This is a genomic window from Streptomyces flavalbus, from assembly GCF_042674625.1.
Lineage (GTDB): Bacteria > Actinomycetota > Actinomycetes > Streptomycetales > Streptomycetaceae > Streptomyces > Streptomyces flavalbus.
On the sequence record NZ_JBHTEB010000001.1, the window covers coordinates 7651787 to 7673321 of the forward strand.

The following is a 21535-nucleotide window of genomic DNA, read 5'->3' on the forward strand; positions in this document are numbered from 1 at the left end:
GCCATGGCTGAAGCCCAGGTCACCCCCGATGTCGCGGTGATCGGCATGGCGGGGCGGCTGCCCGGCGCGCCCGACGTGACCGCGTTCTGGCAGAACCTCCGCGACGGAGTCGAGTCGATCACCGTCCTCCCCGACGACGACCTCAAGGGCCGCGTCGACCCCGACCTGCTCGCTGACCCGGCCTACGTCAGGGCGGGTGCCGTACTGGACGGCATCGACCGCTTCGACGCGCGCTTCTTCGGCTACAGCGCCCGGGAGGCGGCGCTCCTCGACCCCCAGCACCGCATCCTGCTGGAGTGCGCCTGGCACGCGCTGGAGGACGCCGGGCACCCGGAGGGCGGGCAGGGCGTGGGTGTGTACGCCGGGTGCAGTCTGTCGGGCTATCTGCTCAGCAATCTGCTGCCGGGGCGGCGGGTGGACGCGTCCGCCGCCGGGTTCGAGCTGCTGATCGCCAACGACAAGGACTACCTGGCCAGCCGCATCGGCTACAAGCTCGGTCTGGAGGGCCCCGCCGTCTCGGTGCAGACGGCGTGCTCGTCCTCGCTGGTCGCCGTGCACCTCGCGGCCCAGGCGCTGCTGTCGTACGAGTGTGACCTCGCGCTCGCGGGCGGGGTCACCGTCCGGGTCCCGCACCGCGTCGGCTACCGCTTCGAAGAGGGCATGATCCTCTCCCCGGACGGGCACTGCCGCCCCTTCGACGCGGCGGCCAACGGCACCGTCGGCGGCAGCGGCGCCGGTGTCGTCGTCCTCAAGCGGCTCGCGGACGCCCTCGCTGACGGAGACCGTGTCGACGCCGTGCTCAAGGGGTCGGCGCTCACCAACGACGGCGCGGACAAGGTCGGTTACACCGCGCCCAGCGTGCACGGGCAGGCCGCCGCGATCGCCGCCGCGCTGGCCGTGGCCGACGTCGACGCGGACACCGTCACGGCGATCGAGGCGCACGGCACCGGCACCCCGCTGGGCGACCCGGTCGAGATCGCCGCGCTCACCGAGGCGTTCCGCGCGGACACCGACCGCACCGGCTTCTGCGCCCTCGGCTCGGTGAAGGCGAACATCGGCCACCTGGACAGCGCGGCGGGCGTGGCCGGGCTGATCAAGGCCGTGCTCCAGCTCAGGCACCGCCGCCTCGCGCCCACGGTCAACTACCGCGAACCGAACCCGCGCATCGACTTCGCCGCCTCACCGTTCTTCGTCAACGACCGCCTCCGGGACTGGAAGCCCGAGGGCGGGACGCCGCTGCGGATCGGCGTCAGCTCGTTCGGGTTCGGCGGTACCAACGCGCACGTGATCCTGGAGGAGGCGCCCGAGCCCGCGCCCTCACCTCCGCCGCGCCGCCCGGTACAACTGCTGACCCTGTCGGCACGCACCCCGGAAGCCGTCGACGAGGCCAGCGGGGCGCTCGCCGCCGCCCTCACGGCACCCGGCGCCGCGCCGGACAACCTCGCCGACGTCGCCCACACCCTGCACCGCGGGCGCCGCGCCTTCGCCCACCGGCGCGCCGTCGTCGTCCACGACCACACCGAGGCCGCCGCCCGCCTCAACGCCCCCGACGTCGCCCACACGGCGAGCGGACACGCCCGCGACGGCGCCCGGATCGCCCTGCTGTTCCCGGGGCAGGGCAGCCAGTACCCCGGCATGGGACGGGAACTGTACGACCACGAGCCCGGCTTCCGGCGCCGCGTCGACACCTGCGCGGACCTGCTGCGCCCACACCTCGGCCGCGACCTGCGGAGCCTGCTGTACGGCGAGGGCACCGAGGACACAGTCGCCGCCGACCTCCAGCAGACCCAGGACACCGCCGACCTCCAGCGCACCGAGTACGCCCAACCCGCCCTGTTCACGGTCGAGTACGCGCTGGCGGGCCTGCTCACCGACTGGGGCCTGCGCCCGCACGCCCTCCTCGGCCACAGCGTCGGTGAGATCACCGCGGCCTGCCTGTCCGGCGCCCTGTCCCTGCCCGATGCGCTGCGGCTGGTCGCCCGGCGCGGCGCCCTCATGCAGGGCCTCGACCCGGGCGCCATGCTCTCCGTCGCCCTCGACGAGGACACCCTGCGCGGCCTGCTGCCCGCACCGCTGGCCGTGGCGGCCGTCAACGCCCCCCGCCTGTGCGTCGTGGCGGGACCCGACGACGCCGTCACCGCCTTCGCCCGCCAACTGGAACGGCGGGAGATCGGCCACCGCCGCCTGCACACCTCCCACGCCTTCCACTCCCCGATGACCGACCCGGTGCTGCCCCGCCTCACCGAGGAGGGCGCCCGCCTCACCACCCGCGCCCCGGACATCCCCTACCTGTCCAACCGCACCGGCGACTGGATCACCGCCGAGCAGCTCGCCGACCCCGCCTACTGGGCGGGCCACGCCCGCGACACCGTGCGCTTCGGCGACGGCGTACGCCGCCTGCTGGAACAGCAGGATCTGCTCCTGGTCGAGGTGGGCCCCGGCCGGACGCTGTCCACCCTGGCCCGCGGCGCCGACGGCGCACCGCACCGCACCATCGTCCCCACCCTGCCCGAACCCGGCAGCGACGCCTGCGCGCAGGAGTTCCTGCTCAGCGCCGTGGGACGGCTCTGGACGGCGGGCGCCGACCTCGACTGGGAGGCCCTCGACGGCACCGACCGCCGCCGCGTCGCCCTCCCCGGCTACCCGTTCCAGCGCCGCCGCTACTGGATCGACGCCCCGACGGCCACCAGCCCCGCACCGCTGCCCCTGGACGCGGTCACCAACGACGACGGCACGGAACCGGAACCCGTCTTCCAGGATTCCCGGCCCGCCCTGAGCACCCCGTACCAGGAGCCGCGCGACACCCGCGAAGCCGCCGTCGCCGCCATCTGGCAGGACCTGCTCGGCATCGCCCCGGTCGGCGTGCACGACAACTTCATCGAACTCGGCGGCCACTCCCTGCTCGCCACCCAGGTCGTCGCCCGCATCCGCGCCGACCTCGGCGTCACCGTCCCCATGCGGGACCTGGTCCGGGCCTCCACCGTCGCCGCGGTCGCCGACCTCGTCACCCAGTACGGCGGAACCGGCGCCGACGCAACAGCGGCTGACGCCCTCCCGGTCGCCGTGGCCGACCCCGACCACCTCCACGACCCCTTCCCGCTCACCGAGATCCAGCAGGCCCAGTGGATCGGCCGGATGGGCAACTTCACCCTCGGCAACGTCGCCGCCCACATCTACTGGGAGGTCGAGAACACCGGCATCGACCTCGACCGCCTGGAGGGCGCCTGGAACCGGCTCCTGCGTCGGCACCCCATGCTCAACGCCGTCCTGACCGACGACGGCCGCCAGCGCATCCTGCCCGACCCCGGCCGCTACGCCTTCGACCGCGTCGACCTGCGCGGCATACCGGAGGCGGAGCGCGCCCGCCGCCTAGACGCCCTGCGCGACCGCGTCTCCCACGAGATGCGCCCCACCGACACCTGGCCCCTGTTCGGCATCACCGCCGTCCACCTCCCCGAGGACCGCACCCGGCTCTACCTCAGCTTCGACCTCCTCATCGCGGACATCGGCAGCATCCGCATCCTGCTCCAGGAGTGGCGCGCCCTCTACGCCGACCCCACGGCCGAACTCCCCGAGATCGCGATCTCCTACCGGGACTACGTCCTCGCCGCCGCCCAGGTCCGCGGCACCCCGCTGTACGAGAAGTCGCTCGACCACTGGCGCCAACGCGTCGCGGAACTCCCCCCGGCTCCCGAACTCCCGCTGGCCGTCGCGCCCTCCACGCTCACCGAGCCCCGGTTCACCCCCCGCAGCCACGTCCTTCCCCAGGACGCCTGGCAGCGTGTGAAGGACCGCGCCGCCGCCCACGGCGTCACCCCCTCCGCCGTGCTGCTCGCCGCCTACGCGACCGTCCTCGGCCGCTGGTCCCGCAGCCCGCGCTTCACCCTCAACGTCACGGTCATCAACCGCCTCCCCGTCCACCCCGACGCCGACCGGCTCGTGGGCGAGTTCGCCTCCTTCGACCTGCTCCCCGTCGACCTCGAACGGGACACGGGCATCGCCGCCATCGCCCGCGCCCTCCAGGAACACGCCTGGGAGGACCTGGAACACCGCTACGTCAACGGCGTCGACGTCCTGCGCGAACTCGCCCGACAGCGCGGCGGGACCAGCGGCTCCGTGATGCCGATCGTCTTCACCTCCACCCTCGTCCAGGACACCGGGGACCAGGGCGAGACGCTCTTCGACTGGCTCGGCGACCTCGTCCACGAGTCCGTCCAGACACCACAGGTGTGGATCGACGCCGCCGTCCTGGAAACCAGCAAGGGCCTCTACCTGAGCTGGCCCGCCGTCGAGGAGCTGTTCCCGGCGGGGATGGTGGACGACATGTTCGGCGCCTACTGCCGGTTGCTGGAGGGGCTGGCGGGTGAGGAGACGGCGTGGTCGTCCTCGGGGTTGGGGGAGTTGGCCCCGGCGGTGGTGGCGGAGGCGAACGCAACCGACGGGCCGGTACCGGAGGGTTTGCTGCACTCGCGGGTGCTGGAACGCGCGCGGGAGCACCCGGACAAGGACGCGGTGATCGCAGCCGACGGGACGCTCAGCTACGACGAGTTGAGGCTTCGGGCGACCACGGTCGCGCGGCGGCTCGCCCCCGGTGAGCTGGTCGCCGTGTCGATGGGCAAGAGCCGGGAGCAGGTCGTCGCGGCACTGGGTGTGCTGATGGCGGGCGCGGCCTATCTGCCGGTCGACCCCGAACTGCCCGCCGAGCGCAGGCACTCCCTGCTGGAACGCTCCGGCTGCCGGGTCGTCCTCACCTCCAGCCGGGAAACCCCACTCGACTGGCCGGACGGAACCGTCGAACACCGCGTGGACCTCACCGAACCTGCCGACGACGCACAGCCTCCCGCAACGGAAACCGGGCCCGGGGACCTGGCCTACGTGATCTACACGTCCGGCTCGACGGGTGTGCCGAAGGGGGTGGCGGTCTCGCACCGGGCCGCGCTCAACACGTGCGTGGACGTGTGCGAGCGGTACGGCATCGACGCCTCGGACACGGTCCTGGGACTGTCCTCACTGAGCTTCGACCTGTCGGTGTTCGACGTGTTCGGCGTCCTCGGCGTCGGCGGCACGCTGGTGCTGCCGGGGCCGGGCACGGGGCGGGACCCGGGGCACTGGCTGGAGCTGGTGAGCGAGCACGGCGTCACCGTGTGGAACTCGGTCCCCGCGTTGATGGGGATGTTCGTCGAGCACACCATCGGCGAGACCGTCCCGTTGCGGCTGGTGTTGCTGTCCGGGGACTGGATTCCGGTGGACCTGCCGGACCGGATACGCGCCCTCGCGCCGGACGCGCAGGTAGTCAGCCTGGGTGGGGCGACGGAGGCGGGCATCTGGTCGATCGCGTATCCGGTCGGCACCGTCGATCCAACCTGGGACTCCATCCCGTACGGCCGTCCCCTGCGCAACCAGCGCTTCCACGTCCTGGACACGCAGTACCGCGAGTGCCCGCTGTTCGTGCCCGGCGAGCTGTTCATCGCCGGAACAGGACTGGCCGACGGCTACTGGCGTGACCCGGAACGCACCGCCGCCTCCTTCATCACCCACCCCACGACCGGGGAACGTCTGTACCGCACCGGCGACATCGGCCGTTGGCTGCCCTCGGGGGACATCGAGTTCCTGGGCCGGGAGGACTTCCAGGTCAAGGTCGGCGGGTTCCGTATCGAACTCGGCGAGATCGAAGCAGCCCTCGCCTCCTGTGAGGGCGTACGCGCCGCCGTGGCCGCCGCCCCCGGTGACCGGCACCACCGCCGCCTGGTCGGCTACGTCGTCCCCGAAGAACCAGCAACGCCGGAAGACGAGTTGTTGCAGCGGGTCCGCGCCCACGCCGAACAGCGCCTCCCCGCCTACATGGTCCCCCCACTCCTCCACACCCTCGACGCCATCCCCCTGTCCGCCAACGGCAAGGTCGACCGCACCGCCCTCCCCGACCCCACCACCACCCGCACACCCACCCCCCAGCGCGCCGCCCTCGGTCCCACCGCCGCCGCGCTCGCCGCCCTGGCCGCGGAGATCATCGGTATCGACGGGCTCGACCCGCACGCCGACTTCTTCACCCTCGGCGGTGACTCGATCATGGGTGTGCAGTTGGTGTCCCGGGCCGGGGCGCAGGGCATGGACGTCACCGCCGCGGACCTGTTCCGGCACCGTACGATCGCTGAGCTGGCCGCCGTCGTAGACGAGCGGGCGGCCGGGACGGCGGCGGACGGGGACGACGAGACGCTGCCGCTCACGCCGTACCAGCGGCACCTCTTCGAACTGGCGGAGCCCGAACCGCCGACGACCGCGCACCGGTTCACGCTCCCCGTCACGCCCGACTTCGCGCCCGAGCAGGCGGAGGAGATCCTCGCGCTGCTGGTACGTCGGCACCCGGCGCTGCGGCTGCGGTTCGGGGCGGGGCCGGACGGCTGGCACCAGACCGAGGTCGGCCCGGCGGACGCGACGGGTGACGCGACCTCGTACGTACCGCTGATCGATCTGTCCGCCCTCCCGGCCGAGCGGCGGGCGTCGGCCATGAAGCAGCTCGGCGACGACATGCGCGACGAACTCGATCCGGCGGCCGGGCTCACCGTCAAGGCGGCCCTGTTCGACCTCGGCCCCGGCGACCGTCGGCTGATGTGGCTGTCACACGCGCTGGTCACCGATCTGCGCAGTGTGCAACTGCTGTTGGGTGACTTCTCCGCGGCGGCCGAGCTGCTGCGCGACGGGCGCCCCGTCGACCTGCTGCCGCCGACGCGGCCCTTCCCGCGCTGGGTCCGGGCGCTGCCCGACGCGCCCGCCAGCGGGGAGGCCACCCCGTCGACGGACGCGCCCGCCAGCGGGGAGGCCACGCCCTCGACGGACGCGCCCGTGCACCGGTTCGCCACGGTGCTGGAGCGTGACGCGGCCGAACGGCTGCTCGGCGCGGCGGCGTCGGCGTACCGGCTGACCGGCCGTGAGGTCGCGCTCGCCGTGCTCGCCTCCGCCGCCTTCGAGGTCACCGACCGGCACGCCCTCGGCTTCGCCGTCGAGGACGACGCCCGGCCCCTGAACCTGGGCGACCTGGACGTCAGCGGAAGCGTCGGCGCCTTCTCCCGCCTCCTGCCGGTGACGATCGAGCGGCACGCGCCCGGCAAGACGGCGGCGCTGCTGACGGCGGCCAAGGAACGGCTCCGTGCCGCCGTACGCGACGACAGCCTTCGTACCGCCGCCCCCGCCGTGTTGCTCCTCCGTGACCTGGACGCGCTGGCCGAACTGCCGCGCCTCGGGCACCCCTTCAGCCCGGACGGGCCGGTGGCGCCGCCGGTGTGGGACGTGGGGACGGCACCCGGTCATCCGCTCGTCGTCACGACGTACCGCCTCGACGGGCGGTGGCACATCGACTGGGCCTGCCGGGGGGACGCGGCGCGCGCCCTGGCCGAGGACCTGGCCGCCCACCTGGACGGGGCGCTGCGCGCCGTCGCCGAGCACTGCGCGGCGGCGGACAGCGGCGCGGTCAGCCCCAGTGACTTCCCGCTGGCCGACCTCGACCAGGCGGCGCTCGGCGCGCTGGCCGCCGCCCTGGACGGTACGGCGGCGGCCCCGCACGGCGACCACGACTTCCCCCCGAACGACGGCAGCAACCGCGAGGTGAACCGATGAGGCTCGACGGCATCGAGGACGTCTACGAACTCTCCTCCGTCCAGGAAGGACTGCTCTTCCACAACCTGTTCACCCCCGGCGCGGGCGTGTACCTGGAGCAGATCACCCTCACCCTGCACGGCGACCTCGACATGGCCGCCTTCCGCCGCTCCTGGCAGACCATCGTCGACCGGCACCCGATCCTGCGCACCAGCTTCCACTGGGAGGGCGTCGGCAAGGCCCTCCAGGTCGTCCACCGCACGGTGCCGCTGGACATGCCCGAACTCGACTGGCGCGACGCCACGGACGAGGAGCGGCGGGCCCGCTACGAACGGTTCGCGCTGGACGACCGGATGCGCGGCTTCGCCTTCGACAAGGCCCCGCTGATGCGCACCGCCCTGCTGCGCACCGCCGACGACACGTGGACGTTCTTCTGGAGCTTCTCCCACCTGCTGCTGGACGGCTGGTCGTTCGGCCTGTGCTTCTTCGAGCTGACGCAGCTCTACAACGGGCTCGCCCAGGGGCGGCACCCCGCGCTGGAACGGCCCCGCCCCTACCGGGACTACGTGGCCTGGTGGAAGCGGCGCGGCACCGAGCGGGCGGAGAAGTTCTGGACCCGCCACCTCGCCGGGTACGAGCCGCCGCGCCGCCCCCTGGAACTGGGCAGCATCGACCGCCGCCCGCCCGGCCCCGGCGAGCCCAGCCACGGCATGGTGCCCGACCGCGACCTGGTCGCCCTCGTCCCGCGCCTCGCCGAGGTGGCCCGCGAGCACGGGCTGACCGTGAACACCATCGCGCAGGGCGCCTGGGCACTGCTGCTCAGCCGCTACCTCGACTGCGACGACGTCATCGCCGGGTCCACCGGCACCCAGCGCCCGGCCGGGCTGCCGGGAGCCGAGCAGATCATGGGGCCGATGCTCGCCACCATGCCGGTGCGCGCCCACGTCGACCCCGACGCCGACCTCATCGGCTGGCTGCGCGCCCTCCAGCAGGAGATGGCCGAGGCCAGGGAGAACGCCGACATCGCCCTGCCCGAACTGCGCCGCCTCGCCCAACTCCCGGGCAGCGTCCCGCTGTTCGACATGGACCTCGCCTACGAGAACGTGCCCGTGCCGGACATGACCCTGCACGGCGTACGGATCGGTGAGTCCACCTACGACGGCCGACCGCACTTCCCGATCACCATGATCATCATGCCGGGGGAGCGGCTGCCGGTGCCCCGGCTGGTCTACGACCGCACCCGCTTCCCCGACCGGGCCGCGCAGCGGCTCATCGACCACTTCTACACCGCCCTGACCGCCATCATCGACGACCCGCACCGCCGCCTCGGGGACATCCCCGTCCTGCCGGACACCGAGCAGTCACGGCTCGACGAGTTCACCGCCACCGCACCCGTGCCGGTGACGGGCACCCTGCACGAGACGTTCGCCGCGCGGGCCCGCAGCCACCCCGACAAGGTCGCGGTCGAGTGCGGCGCCGACCAGCTCACCTACGGCGAACTCGACCGCCGCGCCAACCGGCTCGCCCACCGCCTCACCGACCTCGGCGCGGGCCCCGGCGCCACCGTCGGCCTGGCGATGGAGCGGTCCACGGACATGCTGGTCGCCGTCCTCGGCGTCCTCAAGGCGGGCGCCGCCTACGTCCCGCTCGACCTGACCCACCCCACCGACCGGCTCGCCTACACCCTGCGCGACGCCGACGTGCGCGCCCTCGTCACCCACGCCGCGGGCCGCGACCGCGCCCCCGCCTTCGACGGCCCCCGCGTCGACCTCGACGCCGACGCCGCCGCGCTCGACGCGCTGGGCGACGAGCCGCCCGCGCAGCGCGCCGACGCCGACTCGCCCGCGTACGTCATCTACACCTCCGGCTCCACCGGCCGCCCCAAGGGCGTGGTGGTGACGCACCGCAACGTGGCCCGGCTGGTCGCCGGGGCCGGGACCCGCTTCGCCTTCCGCCCCGACGACGTGTGGAGCATGTTCCACTCCTACGCGTTCGACGTGTCGGTGTTCGAGACCTGGGGCGCCTTCTGCAACGGCGCCCGCCTGGTCGTCGTACCCCGTGACGACGCCCGCTCCCCGCAGGCCCTGCACGCCCTGCTGCGCGCGCACGGCGTCACCGTGTTCAGCCAGACCCCGTCCGCGTTCCGCCCCTACATGACCGTCGCGCTCGCCGCCGCCGACGACGAGCAGCCCCCGCTGCGCTACGTCGTCTTCGCCGGTGAGCCGCTCGACGCGCCCGTGCTCGCGCCGTGGGCCGAGCGGTTCGGGCTCGACCGGCCACGGCTGGTCAACATGTACGGCATCACCGAGGTCACCGTGCACTGCACCTCCCACGAGGTCACCGCGGCCGACCTCACCGGCGACATCCCCAACAACGTCGGCCGCCCCCTGCCCGACGTACGCGTGCACGTCCTGGACCGGCACGGCAGGCCCGCGCCGATCGGGGTCGGCGGCGAGATGTACGTCGGCGGGCCCGCCGTCGCCCGGGGCTACCTCGGCCTGCCCGAACTGACCGCCGAACGCTTCCTGCCCGACCCGTTCTCCGACGACCCGGACGCCCGCCTCTACCGCTCCGGCGACCTGGCCCGCTACCTGGAGAACGGCGACCTCGAATTCCTCGGCCGCGCCGACCAGCAGGTCAAGATCCGCGGCTACCGGGTGGAGCCCGGCGAGATCGAGACCGTGCTGCGCGAGGACGACGCCGTACGGGACGCCGTGGTCGTCGCCCGCGAGGACACCCCCGGCGACCGGCGCCTGGTCGCCTACGTCGTCACCGACGGCGACGACGACCCGGCCGCCCGGCTGCGGGACCGGGTACGGGCGCGGCTGCCCGAGCACATGGTGCCCTCGGCGGTGGTCCGGCTCGACGCGCTGCCGCTGACCGTCAACGGCAAGACCGACCGCGCCGCCCTGCCGACGCCCGACGGGGCCCGCCCCGACCTGGGCGCCGCCTACGTGGCGCCCCGCGACGAGCGGGAGGAGGCCCTCGCCCGGGTGTGGTCCGAGGTGCTGGGCGTGGCCCGGGTCGGCGTGCACGACGACTTCTTCGCGCTCGGCGGGCACTCCCTGCTCGCCACCCGCGTCGCCTTCGGCGCCTCCGCCGCCCTCGGCGTGGAGGTGCCCGTCCGGCTGGTCTTCGACCGGCCCACCGTGGCGGCCATGGCGGCGGACCTCGCCGACTCCGCCCCCGCGGCCGCCACGGGCGCGGACTCCGCCCCCATCACCCGACGTGCCCGCCGCACGGCGGTCGGAGGGGGCACCGCATGACCCAGGACCTGTCCGCCGCCGTCGGCACCGAACTCATGCCCTGCTCCTCGGGGCAGCACCGGCTGTGGCTCCTGGAGCAGTTGGAGCCGGGCAGCGCCGCGGCGCACGTCGAGCACGTCGCCGTCCGGATGCGCGGGCCGCTCGACCCGGACGCCCTGCACCGGGCCGTGAACACGCTGGTGGAACGGCACGAGACCCTCCGCACCGCCCTTGTCGACGTCGACGGGGAACCCGTGCAGGCCATCGCGCCTCACCTGACCGTCCCGCTCACCCGGCTCGACCTCACCGACCACCCCGCCGACCTCGACACCGTGCTCCGCGAGACCGTGCTCGGCCCGTTCACCCTGGACCGCGCCCCGCTGTTCCGCACCGCCCTGGTCACCCTCGGCCCCGACGACCACGCCTTCGTCGCCGCCTTCCACCACGCCGTCTACGACCAGTGGTCCGGCAGCGTCTTCCTGCGCGACCTGCTCACCAGCTACCGCGGCGAGCGGCTCACCGAACTGCCCATCCAGTACGGCGACTTCGCCGCCTGGCAGCGTGAGCGCGCCGACGACGCCCGGGAACGCGCCGAACTCGACCACTGGGCCCGGCGGCTCTGGGACCTGCCCGTCCTCGACCTGCCCACCGACCGGCCCCGCCCTCCCGTACGCGCCCACCGCGGCGCGACCGTCACCGGCGAAGTCCCCGCCGACGTGGTGCGGGACCTCGGCGCGCTCAGCAAGGCGCACGGCGCCACCCCGTTCATGACCGCGCTGGCCGCGTTCGGCGCCGTCCTGCACCGCTGGAGCGGCCAGGACGACATCCCCGTCGGCACGCCCGTCGCCGGGCGGGACCGGCCCGAGGTGCAGGACCTGGTGGGGTTCTTCGTCAACAACCTCGTCCTGCGCGCCGACCTGTCCGGCGACCCGTCCTTCGACCGCCTCCTGGAACGCGTCCGCGGCACCTGCCTGGACGCCTACGCGCACGCCACCGTCCCCTTCGAACGGCTGGTGGAACACCTCGCGCCCGGCAGGGACCTGTCCCGCAGCCCGCTGTTCCAGGTGATGTTCGTCTTCGGCAACGTCCCCATGCCCGCCACCGACGCACCCGGCCTGCCCCGGCTGGAGATGCTGCGCACCGACACCGGCGCCGCCAAGTTCGACCTGTTCTTCGCCCTCGTACCGCGGGGCGACGTGATGCGGGCCGTCCTGGAGTACGACACCGACCTGTTCGACCGGTCCACCGCCGAACGGCTCCTCGACCACTACGGCCGCCTCCTCGCCGCCGCCGTCCGCCGACCGGAGCTACGGCTGTCCGAACTCCCGCTCGCCTCGGCGGAGGAGGAGACGCTGCTGCGGGAGTGGGGGACGGGGCCGGTACGGGAGCTGCCCGGGGCGAGCGTCGTCGAGCGGCTTCTCACCGCCGCCGCCGACGGGGCCGCCGTGGGTCGCGGCTCCGAGCAACCGCACGCCGACGCCGACCGGGTGGCCGTGAGCTGCGGCTCCGAGCGCCTCACGTACGGCGAACTGCGCGCCCGCGTGGACGAGATCGCCGCCCGGCTCGTCGCGACCGGCGTCACCCCCGGCTCACGGGTCGCCGTCGCCCTGCCCCGCGGCCCGGAACTCGTCGCCGCCCTGCTCGGCGTGCTGCGCGCGGGCGCCGCCTACGTCCCCCTCGACCCCGCCCACCCGGCCGCCCGCACCCGCCTCGTCCTCGACGACGCCGGGCCCTGCGCCCTGCTGACGACCCGCGCCCTGCGCGCACGCCTCCCGGCCGACGGCATCCCCGCGGTGCTGCTCCTCGACGCCCCAGCCGCTCCACCCCCGCACACCGAACCGCCCGCCGCCTTCCCCCGCCCCGACGACCCCGCCTACGTCGTCTACACCTCCGGTTCCACCGGCCGCCCCAAGGGCGTCGTCGTCCCGCACCGGGCGCTGACCAACCTGCTGCACGCCACCGCCCGCACCCCCGGCCTGACCGCCGACGACGTGCTGGCCGCCGTCACCACCGTCTCCTTCGACATCGCCGCCCTGGAACTGTTCCTGCCGCTGGTGACCGGCGCCCGCGTGGAGGTCGTCCCCGCCGACGAGGCCGCCGACGGCGAGCGGCTCGCCGCCCGGCTCGACGCCTGCGGCGCCACCGTCCTCCAGGCCACGCCCAGCACCTTCCGGCTGCTCCTCGACGCGGGCTGGCGGCCCGGCGGGCGGCGGTTCACGGTGCTGTGCGGCGGCGAGGCCCTGCCGTCCGACCTCGCGGCGGCGCTGGCCGCGACCGGGGCCGACGTGTGGAACATGTACGGGCCCAGCGAGACGACCGTCTGGTCCACCGCCCACCGGGTGCGCGGCGACGAGGACCCCGTCCCGCTCGGCCGACCCCTCGCCAACACCGTCGTCCGCGTCGCCGGACCCGACGGCGCGCCCCGCCCGCTCGGCGCCACCGGCGAGCTGTGGATCGGCGGCGCCGGACTCGCCGACGGCTACCTGAGGCGGCCCGAGCTGACCGCCGAGCGGTTCGTCGACCGGCCCGAAGGCCGCTGGTACCGCACCGGCGACCTCGCCCGGTACCGGGCCGACGGGCGACTGGAGTTCCTCGGGCGCCGCGACTTCCAGGTCAAGCTGCGCGGCTTCCGCATCGAACTGGGCGAGATCGAGTCCGTACTCGCCGCGCACCCGGCGGTCCGGGAGGCCGTCGCCCAGGTCCGCGAGGACGTGCCAGGAGACCCGAGGCTGGCCGCGTACCTGGTTCTCCCCGAGAAACCTGGCGCAGACACCGTCGCCGCCGTCCGCGCCCACGCCGTCGCCGCGCTCCCCGCGCCCATGGTGCCCGCCTCGTTCACCGTCCTGGACGCCCTGCCGCTGACCGCCAACCGCAAGGTGGACCGCGCCGCGCTGCCGCCGCCCGGCGCCGCCGCCGTACCGCACCGGTCCGCCGAACCGCCCCGCACCCACGCCGAACGGGAGGTCGCGCGGGTGTGGTGCGACGTCCTCGGCCTCGACACGGTCAGCGTCCACGACGACTTCTTCGCGCTCGGCGGACACTCCCTGCTCGCCGCCCGCGCCGCCGCCCGGCTGCGCGCCCGGTTCGGCATCGACCTGCCCGCCCGCGCCGTCTTCCAGCACCCCGTGCTGGCCGACCTGGCCGCCGCGCTGCCCACGCCAGACGAACACACCGCCGCCACCGCCGCCGTACCCGCCCTCGACCGCGTGCCGGAGGCGTCCGGCCCGCACGCCGGGGCCTGTCTGCTGCCCGCGTCGTTCCAGCAGCGCCGGGTGTGGTTCCTGCACCAGCTCGACCCGGACAGCGCCGCCGCGTACGTCATGCACGGCGCCCAGCGCCTCGACGGCCCGCTCGACGCCGACGCGCTGCGCGCGGCGACGGAACGGCTCGCCCGCCGCCACGAGACGCTGCGCACCTCGTTCACCGTCCAGGGTGACGAACCCGTCCAGGTCGTCCACCCCGACCCCGTACCGCTGTTCGAGCTGGTCGACCTCACCGACCGGCCCGACGACGCGCGGCGCGTCCTGCGCGAGCGGGCCACCGCGCCCTTCGACCTCGCCGCGCCGCCGCTCGCCCGTGTCACCCTGCTCCGGCTCGCGCCCGACCGGCACGTCCTCCAACTCGTCGTCCACCACGCGGTCTGCGACCGCCTCACCGTCGACGTCCTCACCCGCGAACTCGCAGCCGCCTACCCGGGCGAGCAGAGCGCGCTGCCCGAACTGCCCGTGCAGTACGGCGACTACGCCGCCTGGCAGCAGCGCTGGCTCGCGGGCCCCGAACCCGCCCGCCAGGTCGAGCACTGGCGGGAGCGGCTGGCCGGGCTGCCCGTCCTCGACCTGCCCACCGACGCGCCCCGCCCCGCCGCCCCCCGCCACACCGGCGCCACCGCCACCCACGACCTGCCGCCCGACCTGGTGCGACGGCTCACCGCGCTGGCCGAACGGCACGACGCGACGCTGTTCATGGTGCTGCTCGCCGGGTACGCGGTGCTGCTGTCCCGCTGGAGCGGCCAGGACGACTTCGCCATCGGCACCCCCATCGACAGCCGTACCCGCCCCGAGCTGGAGAACCTGGTCGGCTACCTCACCAACAACCTGGTCCTGCGCGCCCGCCTCGACGGCGACCCCACCGTCGCGGAACTGCTGGCCCGCGTCCGGGAGACCTGCCTGGACGCCTACGCGCACGCCGACGTGCCCTTCGAGAAGCTCGTCGAGGAGCTGCGGCCCGACCGGGACCTGGCCCGCAGCCCGCTCTTCCAGGCCATGTTCATCGCCGTCCACCTCGACGCGCCCGGCCTCGCCCTGCCCGGCGTGCGCGCCGAACCGCTGCCCCCGGCCGCGGAGTCGGCGAAGTACGAACTCACCTTCACCGCCTACCCGCACGACGGCGGTCAGCGCGTCGTCGCCGAGTACCGCACCGACCTGTTCCAGGCCGCCACCGTCGAACGGATGCTCCGCCAGTACGCGACCGTCCTGGACGCCCTGTGCGACGCCGACCGACCCGTGGCCGCCCTCGACGTGCTGCCCGCCGACGAGCGCGCGCTGCTCACCCGCTGGGGTACGGGACCGGCGCTCGACATCCCCGCCACCTCACTGCCCGGCCTGCTCGCCCCGTCCTTCGCCGCGCACGCCGACCGGATCGCCGTGGCCGACGGCGACCAGCGGCTGACGTACGCCGAACTCGACGCCCGCGCCAACCAGTTGGCCCGCGCGCTGCGCGCCGAGGGCGCCGGTCCCGGCACCTTCGTGGCGCTGTTCCTGGAACGCCGCCCCGACCTGCTGGTGGCCCTGCTGGGCGTGCTGCGCTCCGGCGCCGCGTACGTGCCGACCGAGGTCAACTTCCCGGCCGAGCGGCTGCGGTACCTGCTGGAGGACTCCGGCGCCGCACTCGTCCTCACCCACGCCCACCTCGCGGACGCGCTGCCGGACACCAAGGCGCGTGTGCTGCGCCTGGACGCCGACTGGCCCGCCGTCGCCCGCGAGTCCACCGACCCGCTGCCTGACGGACCCGGCCCGGACGACCTGGCGTACGTCATCTACACCTCCGGGTCCACCGGCCGCCCCAAGGGCGTCGCCCTGCCGCACCGGCCCGTGGTCAACTTCCTGCTCAGCATGGCCGAGGAGCCCGGCGTCCGCGCCGGGGACGTGGTCGCCGCCGCCAACACCGTCTCCTGCGACATGCCCGTCCTCGACCTCTACCTGCCGCTGCTGTGCGGCGCCCGCGTCGAGACCGTGCCGCTGGCCGACGTACTCGACGGCGAACGGCTCAGCGAGCGGCTGCGCGCGGCGGGCGTCACCTACCTCCAGGGCACGCCCACCACCTGGCGGCTGCTCCAGGAGGTCGGCTGGACGCCGCCGCCCGGCTTCACCGCCCTCGCGGGCGCCGAGAAGGTCCCCGCCGACCTCGCGCACTGGCTCACCGGCACGGGCGCCACCGTCTGGCACCTGTACGGGCCCACCGAGACCACCGTCTGGTCCACCGTCCACCAGGTCGGCCCCGACGACGACCCGCTGCCCCTCGGCCACCCCGTCGCCAACACCGACCTGCTGGTCCTGGACACCGCCCGCCGCCGCACCCCGGTCGGCGTCCCCGGCGAGCTGTACATCGGCGGCGACGGACTCGCCGACGGCTACCTGCACCGCCCCGACCTCACCGGGCAGCGCTTCGTGCCCGACCCGCGCGACCCCGACCGCCGCCTCTACCGCACCGGCGACCTGGTGCGCTACACCCCGGACGGGGCCCTGCGGTTCCTCGGCCGCACCGACTTCCAGGTCAAGCTGCGCGGCTTCCGCGTCGAACTGGGCGAGATCGAGACCCTGCTGCGCGACCACCCCGACGTCCGCGACGCCGTCGTCACCGTACGGGAGGACACCCCCGGCGACCCGCGCCTGGTCGGCTACGTCGTCCTCGAACGGCCCGTACCGCACGGGCCGCTCCTCGCGGACCTGGACGAGCGCGCCCGCACCCGGCTGCCCGCCCACATGGTGCCCGCCGCCCTGATGGTGCTGGACGAACTGCCGCTCACCCTCAACCGCAACAAGGTCGACCGCTCCCGGCTCCCCGCCCCCGGCGCCCGGCAGCGCACCGGCCGCGGCGGCTACGTCGCCCCGCGCGACCACCGCGAACGCGCGGTCGCCGCCGTCTGGGCCGACCTGCTGGACCTCGACCGCGTCGGCGTCCACGACGACTTCTTCGCCCTCGGCGGACACTCCCTGCTCGCCACCCGCCTCGTCACGGCGCTGCGCGCGGCCACCGGCGGCCCCTTCACCGTACGGTCGGTGTTCGAACGGCCCACCGTCGCCGCCCAGGCGGAACTCCTCACCGCGGGCGCCCAGGCACCTCAGGCCCCCATCCCCGTACGCGACCGCGACCCCGGCCCGCACACCCTGCTGCCCGCCTCCGCCCAGCAGCGCCGCGTCTGGTTCCTGGACCGGCTCGCCCCGCACAGCGCGGGCGCCTACCTCATGCGGGGCGCGCTGCGGCTGCGCGGCCGACTCGACGTGGCGGCGCTCCAGGCCGCCGTGGACCTGCTCGTCGCACGGCACGAGGCGCTGCGGACCGGCCTGGTCACCGTCGACGGCGCGCCCGCGCAGCGCGTCGCCCGGCGCGCGCACCTGCCGCTGCGCCACGTCGACCTCACGGCGGTGCCCGCCGACCGGCGCGAGGACGACCTGCGCGCCCTGCTGCGGCAGGAGGCGGAGCGGCCCCTGCCGCTGGACCGGGCGCCGCTGGCCCGGATCACCCTGGTGCGGCTGTCGGAGCGGGAACACGTCCTCGCCGTCGTCACCCACCACGCCGTCTCCGACCGGCTCTCCACCGAGATCATGGTGCGCGAACTGGCCGCCGCCTACGCCGCCCTGACCCGCGACACCACCCCCGACCTGCCCGCCCCGCCGCTCCAGTACGGCGACTACGCGGCCTGGCAGGAGCGGCGGCTGACCGGCGCCCACCTGGCCGAACAGGTCGCCCACTGGAAGCGGCGGCTGGACGGCGTACCCCCGCTGGACCTGCCCACCGACCGGCCCCGGCCCACCCGGCAGACCTACCGGGGCGCCACCCGCTCCACCGCGCTGCCCCGCGCCCTGGCCGACGCGCTCGGCCAGCTCGCCGCCACCGAGGACGCCACCCCGTTCATGGCCCTGCTCACGGCGTTCGGCGCGCTGCTGCACCGGCTCTCCGGACAGCCGGACTTCGCCGTCGGCACCCCCGACTCCGGCCGCACCCACCCCCAACTGGAAGGCGTCCTCGGCTACTTCGCCCACACCCTCGCCCTGCGCTGCGACGCCTCCGGCCGCCCCTCCTTCCGCACCCTGCTGCGCCGACTGCGCGACACCTGCCTGGACGCCTACGACCACGCCGAGGTGCCCTTCGAACGGCTCGTGGAGGAGCTGCGGCCCGCCCGCGACCCGTCGCGCAGCCCGCTGTTCCAGGTGCTGTTCATCCTGATGCCGCTCCCGGCGCCCGCCCTGAACCTGCCGGGCGTCGTGGCCGAGCAGGTCGACATGCCGGGCGGCGGCGCCAAGTTCGACCTGACGCTGATCGTGCAGCCGGGCGCCGACGGCGCCGACGACCGGCTGCACCTGGAGTACAACGCCGACCTGTACGACGACGCCACCGCCCGACGCCTCCTCGACCGGTTCCTCACCCTCGCCACCTCCGCCGCCGCCCGCCCCGACGCACCGCTCACCGACCTGCCGCTGCTGTCGGCGGCGGAGACGGAGGCCCTGGACACCTGGGGCACGGGCGCGCCGCTGGCCACGCCGCCCGGCCCGAGCGTCGTGGCCCGGTTCGCGGCACAGGCGGCCCGCGCCCCCGAACGCCCCGCCGTCCGGTGCGCCGAACGGTCCCTCACCTACGGCGAGTTGGACGCCGCGGCCGACCAGCTCGCCCGACGGCTGCGGGCCCGCGGCGCCGGACCCGGTGGGCGGGTCGTGCTCGCCACCGAGCGGTCGGCGGACCTGTTCGTCGCCCTGTACGGCATCCTCAGGACGGGCGCCGCCTACGTGCCCGTCGACCCCGCCCAGCCCGCCGCGCGCCTCCGCGCGCTGCTCGCCGCCAGCGCGGCCGACCTGCTGGTCACCACCACGGCGACGGCAGGGAGCCTCCCGGACGGCGTGCCCTGCCCCGTCGTCCTGCTCGACGACCCCGACCCCGCTCCCGTGCCGGACCTCGCCCCGGCCCCCGACCCCGGCCCGGACGACCTGGCGTACGTCATCCACACCTCCGGTTCCACCGGCCGACCCAAGGGCGTCGAGATCACCCACGGCGCCCTCGGCCGCCTCCTGGACAACCTCACCGGGCTCGGCTGGACCGGCCCGGACGACCGGATGGCCGCCCCGACCACCCCCGCGTTCGACCTGTCCGTGCCCGACCTGTTCCTGCCCCTCGCCAACGGCGCCGCGATCGAGGTCATCCCCCCGGCGGAGACCCGCGACGGGGCGGCGTTCGCGCGGCGCCTGCGGGACACCGGCGTGACCGTCATGCAGGCCACCCCCACCACCTGGCACCTGCTCCTGGACGCGGGCTGGCGCCCGCCCGCCCGCTTCACCGCCGTCTGCGGCGGCGAGCCCGTCCCCGCCGACCTGGCCCGCCGCCTCCTGGACGCCGGGGCCGCCGTCTGGCACATGTACGGCCCGACCGAGGCCACCGTCTGGGCCACCGCCCACCGCGTCACCGGCACCGAACCCCGGCTGCCCCTCGGCCACCCGCTGCCCGGCGTACGGCTCCGGGTGGCCGACCCCGACGGACGCCTGGTCCCGGCCGGGGTCACCGGTGAACTGTGGCTCGCCGGACCGCAGTTGGCGCGCGGCTACCACGCCGACGAGGAGCAGACCCGGCGCCGCTTCGTCACCCGCGACGGCAGCCGCTGGTACCGCACCGGCGACCTCGTGCGGTACCGCGCGGACGGCGCCCTGGAGTTCGTCGGCCGCGACGACACACAGATCAAGCTGCGCGGCCACCGCGTCGAACTCGGTGAGATCGAGGCCGTCCTGACCGGTCACCCCGAGGTCGCGCAGGCCGTCGTCACACCGTACGAGGCGACACCGGGCGACCAGCGGCTCGTCGCCCACCTCGTCCCCGCCGCGCCCGGGGCGCTCACCGACGGCGGCCGGGACGTCCTGCGGGCCGCCGCCGCACGGCTGCCGTCGTACATGGTGCCCTCGGCGGCGACGGTCCTGGACCGGCTGCCGCTCACCGCCCACCGCAAGGTCGACCGCGCCGCCCTGCCCGCGCCCGCCGCACCGCGGACCGGGGGCGCCGGACCCGCCACCCCCACCGAGCGGCGCCTGACCACCCTGTTCGCCGAAGCCCTCGGCCTCGACACCGTCGGCGTCCACGACGACTTCTTCGCGCTCGGCGGACACTCCCTGCTCGCCGCCCGACTCCACGACCGGATCGAACGCGAGTGGCCCGCGGCCCCCGGCGTCCGCGCCCTGTTCGAACACCCGACCCCGGCCGCCCTGGCCGCCGTCCTGGACGCCAGCGGCCGGGACGCCCACCCGGACCCGGCCGCCACCGGACAGCGGACCGCGGAGGAGGCCCGCCCGGACACCGACGTCACCCTCGACGACGCCATCCGCCCCACCGGCTCCGGCCCGGAGGTCTGGCCGCCCCGCGAGATCCTGCTCACCGGCGCCACCGGCTTCCTCGGCGCGTTCCTCCTCGCCCGGCTGCTGACCGACACCACGGCGACCGTGCACTGCCTGGTCCGCGCCGCCGACCCGGAGGCGGCCCGGCGACGGCTCGTGGACCACCTCACCGCGCTCGACCTGTGGGACCCCACCTGGGCCGACCGCGTCATCCCCGTCCCCGGCGACCTCGCTGCGCCCCGACTCGGGCTCCCGGCCCACCAGTTCCAGGCCCTGGCCACCCGCGCCGACCTCGTCGTGCACGGCGGCGCGGTCGTCAACTACGCCCTGCCGTACCGCGACCTGCGCGCCGCCAACGTGCACGGCACCCGCGAACTCCTGCGGCTGGCCTGCGCCGAGCGGACCACGCCGGTGCACCTGGTCTCCAGCCGGGCGGTGTTCGGGCGGGCCCGCGGCGGCGCCCCGCTGCGGGAGACCGACCTGCCGCCCACACCGCCGTACGACGACAACGGCTACAGCCAGTCCAAGTGGACCAGCGAGCGGCTGGCCCGGGAGGCGGGCTCGCGCGGGCTGCCCGTCGCCGTGCACCGGCCCGGACGCATCGCCGGGGACAGCAGGACCGGACGGTGGCAGAGCCAGGACGTCGCCTGCCACCTGATGCGGGCCTGCGCCCGCACCGGCCTGGTGCCCGACACCGCCCTCGCCACCGACCTGATCCCCGTCGAACAACTGGCGGGCGCGATCACCGCGCTCGCGCTGCGCCGCGACGCCCTCGGTGAGACCTTCCACTACGCCCCGGCCGCCAAGACACCCCTGCGGCTGCTCGCCGACGCGCTGCCGCTGGCCGGACACCCCGCGCGCCTGGTGCCGCCCGACCGGTGGCTGACCGCCGTACGGGACCTGGTCGCCAGGCACCCGTCCGACGCGGGCCTCGCCCTCGTCGTCCAGGAGTACGCCCCGCTCGCCCACCCGGACGCGGACGCCTTCCGCGAACCCGTCCACGACTGCGCCACCACCACCCGGCTGCTCGGCGCGGGCGCCGCCTTCCCCGCGGTCGACGCCCCGCTGCTGGCCCGCTACCTGCGGGCGCTGACCGACCCCACGACGTAA

At 75.2% G+C, this 21535-nt stretch carries 3 protein-coding genes; all 3 read left to right on the forward strand.

The window, feature by feature from the left end; genetic code table 11:
* Nucleotides 1-3 precede the first annotated feature (3 nt).
* Genes ACFQZ6_RS34095 through ACFQZ6_RS34105 form a run of 3 tightly spaced genes read left to right on the forward strand, consistent with a single transcriptional unit; the run spans nucleotide 4 to nucleotide 21535 of the window.
* The gene (locus tag ACFQZ6_RS34095) at nucleotides 4-7611 is read left to right on the forward strand and encodes an amino acid adenylation domain-containing protein (RefSeq protein ID WP_381617366.1); all 7608 of its coding nucleotides are present in this window, start codon (nucleotides 4-6) and stop codon (nucleotides 7609-7611) included.
* Complete coding sequence (locus ACFQZ6_RS34100; RefSeq protein WP_381617369.1) at nucleotides 7608-10856, forward strand: non-ribosomal peptide synthetase; 3249 nt, start codon at nucleotides 7608-7610, stop codon at nucleotides 10854-10856. Before ACFQZ6_RS34095 ends, ACFQZ6_RS34100 begins: the two co-directional genes overlap by 4 nt.
* Entirely contained in the window at nucleotides 10853-21535 is a 10683-nt protein-coding gene (locus ACFQZ6_RS34105; RefSeq protein WP_381617372.1) for a non-ribosomal peptide synthetase, read from the forward strand. Before ACFQZ6_RS34100 ends, ACFQZ6_RS34105 begins: the two co-directional genes overlap by 4 nt.

Excerpts from the sequence above, each read along its gene's own strand:
- ACFQZ6_RS34095 (WP_381617366.1), top strand. The coding sequence starts at position 4 with ATGGCTGAAGCCCAGGTCACCCCCGATGTCGCGGTGATCGGCATGGCG.
- ACFQZ6_RS34100 (WP_381617369.1), top strand. The coding sequence starts at position 7,608 with ATGAGGCTCGACGGCATCGAGGACGTCTACGAACTCTCCTCCGTCCAG.
- ACFQZ6_RS34105 (WP_381617372.1), top strand. The coding sequence starts at position 10,853 with ATGACCCAGGACCTGTCCGCCGCCGTCGGCACCGAACTCATGCCCTGC.